Source organism: Noviherbaspirillum soli, from assembly GCF_015352955.1.
GTDB classification, from domain to species: Bacteria; Pseudomonadota; Gammaproteobacteria; order Burkholderiales; family Burkholderiaceae_D; genus Noviherbaspirillum_A; species Noviherbaspirillum_A soli.
In genome coordinates this window covers 1-6,493 of sequence record NZ_JACYOX010000082.1, presented here as the reverse complement: position 1 = coordinate 6,493, position 6,493 = coordinate 1, and the positions used below count along the sequence as shown (strand labels likewise).

The following is a 6,493-nucleotide window of genomic DNA, read 5'->3' as shown; positions in this document are numbered from 1 at the left end:
ATCCGCAGTATCCGCACGAGATGGAAGCGTTCGCCGACAAGGTCACGCCGCGCGGCGGCAATGCCGGCGGCGGCGGCCAGCCGGGCTGGATCCTGAAGTGCAAGGGCTGGGAGACCGACCCGAACGCGTACATCTACTTCACGGTGCAGGGCCATGCGTGGGAGCCGATCTGCGACGCGCTGGGCAAGCCGGAATGGAAGACCGACCCGGCCTACACCACGCCGAAGGCACGCCAGCCGCACATCGACGAGATCTTTGCCACGATCGAGGACTTCATCAAGGACAAGACCAAGTTCGAGGCGGTGAACGTGTTCCGCAAGTTCGACATTCCGTGCGCGCCGGTGCTGTCGATGAAGGAACTGCTGCGTGACGAGTCGCTGCGCAAGTCGGGCTCGATCGTGGAAGTGGACCATCCGGTGCGCGGCTCGTACTTCACCATCGGCAGCCCGATCAAGTTCTCCGACCTGAAGCCGGAAGTGACGGCCTCGCCGCTGCTGGGCCAGCATACCGACGAGGTGCTGGAAGAGCTGGGCTACAGTTCGCAGCAGATCGCCGCGATGCACGAGGCCAAGGCGGTCTAAGCAGCCTCCTGAGCTTATCTCCAGAATCGCGTCCGGCTTCCGACAGGGGGCCGGACGTTTTTTTATCAGCACACAGGGAAGGAAACATGGAAGCATCCATCGACTTCGAGCAATTGCTTAAAACCATAGGCGACGGCGTGGTGGTGGCCGACGCCGGCGGCAACATCATTTTCTGGAATGCCGCAGCCGAGCGGATATTCGGGTTTACCGAGGAGGAAGCAATCGGCAAGTCGCTCGATCTGATCATTCCGGAACGCCAGCGGCAGCGTCATTGGGACGGCTATCACAAGACCATGGACACCGGCCAGACCCGCTATGGCCATGACCTGCTGCGGGTGCCTGCCCTGCACAAGGAAGGCCGGCCGCTGTCGATAGCGTTCACGGTCGCGATACTCTATACGCCGGACCACAAGGTGTCGGCCATCGTCGCCGTCGTGCGTGATGAAACACAGCGCTGGTCCGATGAGCGCGACATGCGCAAGCGCATCGCCGAACTGGAAGCAGGCCAGAAGCAGGCAGTGTGAAGAGAGCCTTGTGAAAAAACGCCCGCGGTCAGCGGGCGCTTGTTGTTCTACAGGCCTGGGTCAGCGGCCTGAATTCGATATCGCGGCCAGCCTGGCGCCGCGCGCCGGCTGGCCGAGGTTCTTCTCGTACAGGGTGGCAATCATGTCGGACTGGGTGATCATGCCCACCAGCCGGCGCTCCTCATCCACGACGGGAATGGAATGCAGGCCGGCGTCGGACATCAGCGGCACCAGTTCCACCACAGGCTGTTCCTGATAGGCAGTGCACACGTCCTTATGCATGATCTGGCCCACGACTTCCGGCTTGATCGAGTGGGTGTGGCGTATCGGCTGCAGCAGGCTCTGCAGACCGCGTCCGAGCCGCGCATACCGGTCGGCCTTGGCATGCGCAATGAAATCGGCCTTGGTGATGATGCCCACCACCCGGTTGCCGCGATCAATCACAGGCAATGCGGTCAGCCGGTGCTTGTGCAGCATGTCCCACGCCTCCTGCAATTCGCTGCCGAACAGGACGCTGCGCACGTCGCGCGACATCACATCGGCGCAGCGGGTGATGCCGAAGCGCCGCTGATAAGCCTGCATCTCGGTTTCCACGAGGATGGCCTGCAGGTCTTCACGGCTGATGTCGAGCACCTGGTTATAGCGCGCCAGCACGGCGTCAAGGTCGTCGCTCGTGATGCCAAGGCGGGCAGTCGGGATCGGGTCCCTGGTCTCGTGCCGGGTTGCCGGGTCGGCCTGCACCCGATGCGGATAGCGCCGGCCGGTGGCATTGTTGTAGAACAGCGCCGTGCCCAGCAACAGCAGCGAATTCAGTGCAACCGGATAGAAGATGAACTGGTAGCCCATTGCATGGATCGCGGGACCGCCCAGCACCGCGGTCAGCGCTACCGCGCCGCTGGGTGGATGAAGGCAGCGCAGCAGGAACATCGCGCCGATCGCAAGCGATGCGGCCAGCGCAGCGGCCAGCAGCGGCGTGCCGATCAGCTTGGCGCAGGTCACGCCGATGAAGGCGGCGACCAGATTGCCGCCGATGATGGACCAGGGCTGCGCCAGCGGACTGGCCGGCACGGCGAACAGCAGCACGGCAGAGGCGCCCATCGGCGCGATCAGCAGCATCGCATTGGCGGGATCGGGAAGGACCGCGTAGGTGCACAGGCCGGTAAGAATAAGGCCGAACAAGGCGCCCGCACAGGCGCGCATCCGCTCGAAACGGTCGGTCGTTCCCGGAGCGGGCAATAGGCTGGACAGGAATTCGATTTTCATTGGTGTTCTTTTTGAAAAACAGGGCGTCAGAAGCTAGCGGACAGATTGAAGATGCCGTGCCGGCCGCCCGCAGCTTGTCGCCGATGGAAACCCTGCGAGCAGGCAGCGGCAGGTTGCGTTCACAGCCGTTGCAGAACAAGGGTTTCGCGATCGCCATGGCTGGCCGCAGCGCCGGCGTCGACCAAGGATGGTGCGGCCGTTTCACTTCACTGGCGGAAATCATTTTATGAAACCAGGGCCGTTTGTCACATTGACCATGGTCAAGCATGAAAAAATTGAACAATGTTCGCTGCTCCCGCTGACCGCAAACGGGTCCAAACCGCGGCAGCATGCGGCGGCAAGCAAAAAGCCCACGCCGGGAAAGCGTGGGCTTCAACGTGCCCGCGTTGCGGGCACAAACACCGATGGATCGGTTCTGGCCTGCTGCTCTTTCGGCTCATGCCTGCAGGTGCAAGCTGCAATCGCCGCGCCTTGCGGCGCAATGCCCGCTAGCAGTGAACCACGCCAGATCCGTCGCAGCGTGAACAGGGCTCGGTGCCGACACCGTGGCAGGAAGGACACCTGACCGGTTCCGGGTTGGCGCCGGGCGCCATGTTGACGATTGCCTCGCTGTTTTCCTTCGCGACCTTCCCTGTCCCCTTGCATCTGTGACACTGAAGTATGCCGCTGCCATTGCACTTCGGACATGCCGCCATGATCGTCTCCTTTTATCTAATGTCTGACTACAAACGTCTGATCGCATTCGATGCCGGCCCGTTCCCCGCCATCGCTCCCAACTTGTCATGCTGCAGAAGCTAGGCCGCGGACATCAGCCGCCGCACATGCGCGGCCGTGCCGTTGGCCAGGCCTTCCATGCTATATCCCCCTTCCAGTACCGACACGACACGGCCCTTGCAACTGGCATCCGCGATCCGCATCAGCTCATCGGTTATCCAGCGAAAATCGTCATCCTGCAGTTCAAGCGAAGCCAGCGGGTCCAGGTGGTGGGCATCGAAGCCCGCGGAAATGATCAGGAATTCCGGCGCAAAGTCACGCAATGCCGGCAGGATCTCGGCCTCGCTCCTGGCCCTGAACTGGGCGGAGTCGCAGCCACGCGCCAGCGGCAGGTTCACGATATTGTGGTCGACGCCGGTTTCGTTGCGGCTCCCGGTGCCGGGATAAAACGGCGATTGGTGGCTGGATGCGTAGAACATGCCCGGCTTGTCGAAGAAGGCGGCCTGGGTGCCGTTTCCATGGTGCACATCGAAGTCCACGACGGCGACCCGTGACAGGCCGTAGCGATCGGCTGCATGGGCCGCGGCGATCGCGGCCTGGTTGAAGACGCAGAAGCCCATAGCACGGTCTGGCTCGGCATGGTGGCCGCATGGGCGGGTGGCGCAGAATACATTGTCCACTTCGCCGGCCATGACGGCATCGACGCCGGCGCATGCGGCGCCAACGCAGCGCATCACCGCTTCCAGCGAACCGGGCGACATCACGGTGTCGCCGCCATCCAGCACCAGGTAACCCCGGCTCGGCGCATTGTCCATGATCTGGTCGATGAAATCGGCGTCATGGATGAGCGCAACCTGTTCCCGCGTTCCCAGCGGCGCATCCTGCCACTGCAGGGCTTCGAAGCCCGGCGCCTTCAGTGCTGCCAGCACCGCGCGCAGGCGCTCGGGCGACTCGGGATGCCCTGGGCCGGGCTTGTGTTCCATGCACGCGGCATGGGTATAGATACGTGTGGTCATGACGATGCATGCCGGCGCTCGCGCAGCCGGCATTGCCTCCTTTTAGCTAACAGGGCCAGAACATCCGGCGCCGGCGCGGCTGGCCCCGTTGCTGGCCGGCGAAAACGGAAAACGTACATGTCAATGGGCATGCGCGGCCAGCTCCAGCAGCTCGGGTTCGAAGACCATTCTTTCCTTCCCGGTCAGCAGCAGGAAGTGCTTTCCGGTACAACGGGTCAGCAGCGACATGCCCAGCTGCTGCGCCACCATGTGCCCCATCTCGGTCGTCCCCGAGCGCGACAGCAGGAAGGGAATGCCCATCTGCGCGCCCTTGATCACCATCTCGGAAGTCAGCCGGCCGGTGGTATAGAACACCTTGTCATCGCCGTCCACGCCATCGAGCCACATCAGGCCCGAGATTGCATCCACCGCGTTATGGCGGCCTACATCCTCGACGAAATAGATCAGCTCGCCGCGCGAAGAGAACAGCGCGCAGCCATGCACCGAGCCTGCCTGCTTGTAGATCGACTGCTGGAGCCGTATGGTGTTGACGATGCTGTACAGCACCGACTGCCGCAGGCGGGCATGCGGCGACAGCACGATGCGGTCGACCTCATCCATCAGGCCGCCGAACACCGAGCCCTGGCCGCAGCCGGTCGTGACCACCTTGCGCGCAGTACGCTCCTCGATATCGGCAATGCCATTGACCGTAGTGACGGCCACTGCATCGACCGACCAGTCGACCTGCACCGAACGGATCTCCGATATGTCTTTCACCAGGCGCTGGTTGCGCAGGTAGCCCAGCACCAGCGCCTCGGGCGCGCCGCCCAGCGTCATCAGCGTGACCAGCTCGCGCTTGTCGACATACACCGTCAGCGGCCGCTCGGCCGGTATCGCGATGGTGCTGGCCCTGCCGCGCTCGTCCAGCACCTCGATATCGTGGGTCAGCGTGGCAGCGGCGCTTGACAGGAAAGGGAGATGCTTCATATCAGTGAAAGCGGATCCGCTTCCCGGTTCCGGACCAGCAGTCCTTCAAGCGGACGGCCTTGCCGATTGGTTTCCACCGCTTCCAGCGCCTGGCCACCGCCATAGCTGCTCTGGGCCGGCGCCTCGCCGCCTGGCGTGATGCGGATGGCGCAGTACTTGAACTCCGGTATCTTGGCAAACGGGTCCAGGGCGGCATTGGTCAGCCGGTTGATCGCCGCCTCGTAATAGCAGAACGGCACGAACACGCCGCCGCGCGGCGAGCCTTCGTCGGCCCGCGCATACAGCGATACCTTGCCGCGTCTCGACTCGATCGTGATCAGGTCGCCGGGCAGGATATTCATCTGCGCCAGGTCCAGCGGATGCACCAGCGCCACCGGGTCCGGCTCGAGTGCGTCCAGCACGGTTGCGCGCCGGGTCATGCTGCCGGTGTGCCAGTGCTCCAGCTGGCGACCCGTGATCAGCACCATCGGGTAGTCATGGTCCGGCCGCTCTGCCGCAGGAATGATGTCGGCCGGCACAAAGCGCGCCCTCCCCGATTCGCGCGGGAAGCTGTCCACGAACACCACCGGGTCGCCCGGATCGCCTTCATTGCGGCAGGGATAGGTCACCGCATTGTCGCGTTCCAGCCGCTCCCAGGTAATGCCCGCGATGCTGGGCATGGTGTGGCGCATCTCATCAAAGACTTCCGACACATGGCCGTAGTCCCAGTCCAGCCCGATGCGGCGCGCCAGTTCCTGGATGATCCACAGGTCGGGCTTGGCCTGGCCCGGCGGGTCGATGGCCTGGCGTCCCATCTGCACCAGGCGGTCGGTGTTGGTGAAGGTGCCGGTCTTCTCCGAGAAGGCAGTGGCTGGCAGGATCACATCGGCAAGATAAGCGGTCTCGGTCAGGAAGATGTCCTGCACCACCAGGTGGTCCAGCGCGGCCAGCGCTTCCCTTGCATGGTTCGCATCGGGATCGGACATGGCCGGGTTTTCGCCCATCACATACATGCCGCGGATATCGCCATGCTTGATCGCGTGCATCACTTCCACCACGGTCAGGCCGGGCTTGCCGTCCAGCGTGCCGGCAGGCAGCTTCCAGGCCTGCTCGAAGCTCGCCTGCACCGCCGGGTCGGAGACATGCTGGTAGTCCGGGTACATCATCGGGATCAGGCCGGCGTCGGACGCGCCCTGCACATTGTTCTGGCCGCGCAGCGGATGCAGGCCGGTGCCCGGGCGGCCGATCTGGCCCGTCATCAGGGCAAGCGCAATCAGGCAGCGCGCATTGTCGGTGCCGTGCACATGCTGCGACACGCCCATGCCCCACAGGATCATCGACGACTTCGAGGTCGCATACAGCCGCGCCACGTAGCGCAGCGTCTCGGCGTCGATGCCGCAGATCGGCGCCATCTTCTCCGGGCTGTATTCCGCCACGTTGGCCTTCAGCT

Annotated in this window: 7 protein-coding genes; 3 read left to right on the top strand and 4 right to left on the bottom strand. The window is 63.8% G+C overall.

Translation table 11 applies throughout. The annotated features are described in order from the left end of the window. Window positions 1–581 (top strand): CoA transferase (locus IGW04_RS25215; RefSeq protein ID WP_194715850.1); only part of this gene is annotated, 581 nt, incomplete at its 5' end. 86 nt (window positions 582–667) lie between these two features. After that, window positions 668–1,105: a PAS domain S-box protein gene (locus IGW04_RS25210; protein ID WP_194715849.1), complete on the top strand. Its 438-nt coding sequence runs from the start codon at window positions 668–670 to the stop codon at window positions 1,103–1,105. A 60-nt stretch (window positions 1,106–1,165) separates the two neighbouring features. On the opposite strand, the gene IGW04_RS25205 is transcribed toward IGW04_RS25210, so the two are convergent. Beyond that, entirely contained in the window at window positions 1,166–2,368 is a 1,203-nt protein-coding gene (locus tag IGW04_RS25205) for an HPP family protein (RefSeq protein WP_194715848.1), read from the bottom strand. Here IGW04_RS25205 and IGW04_RS25200 point away from each other — a divergent pair. After that, window positions 2,368–2,598: a hypothetical protein gene (locus IGW04_RS25200; protein WP_194715847.1), complete on the top strand. Its 231-nt coding sequence runs from the start codon at window positions 2,368–2,370 to the stop codon at window positions 2,596–2,598. The genes IGW04_RS25205 and IGW04_RS25200 overlap by 1 nt on opposite strands. Before the next feature lie 564 nt (window positions 2,599–3,162). On the opposite strand, the gene IGW04_RS25190 is transcribed toward IGW04_RS25200, so the two are convergent. From IGW04_RS25190 to IGW04_RS25180, 3 genes are all read right to left on the bottom strand, one after another. Then, complete coding sequence (locus IGW04_RS25190; RefSeq protein ID WP_194715845.1) at window positions 3,163–4,098, bottom strand: histone deacetylase family protein; 936 nt, start codon at window positions 4,096–4,098, stop codon at window positions 3,163–3,165. Window positions 4,099–4,218: 120 nt separating this feature from the next. Next, window positions 4,219–5,064: a formate dehydrogenase accessory sulfurtransferase FdhD gene (locus IGW04_RS25185; RefSeq protein ID WP_194715844.1), complete on the bottom strand. Its 846-nt coding sequence runs from the start codon at window positions 5,062–5,064 to the stop codon at window positions 4,219–4,221. Continuing rightward, window positions 5,061–6,493, bottom strand: a 1,433-nt coding sequence (locus IGW04_RS25180) for a molybdopterin oxidoreductase family protein (protein WP_194715843.1), incomplete at its 5' end; no start/stop codon positions are given. The genes IGW04_RS25185 and IGW04_RS25180, both read right to left, overlap by 4 nt.

Bases quoted from the DNA above. Each gene is read 5' to 3' on its own strand.
- IGW04_RS25210 (WP_194715849.1), top strand. From the start codon at position 668: ATGGAAGCATCCATCGACTTCGAGCAATTGCTTAAAACCATAGGCGAC.
- IGW04_RS25205 (WP_194715848.1), bottom strand. From the start codon at position 2,368: ATGAAAATCGAATTCCTGTCCAGCCTATTGCCCGCTCCGGGAACGACC.
- IGW04_RS25190 (WP_194715845.1), bottom strand. From the start codon at position 4,098: ATGACCACACGTATCTATACCCATGCCGCGTGCATGGAACACAAGCCC.
- IGW04_RS25185 (WP_194715844.1), bottom strand. From the start codon at position 5,064: ATGAAGCATCTCCCTTTCCTGTCAAGCGCCGCTGCCACGCTGACCCAC.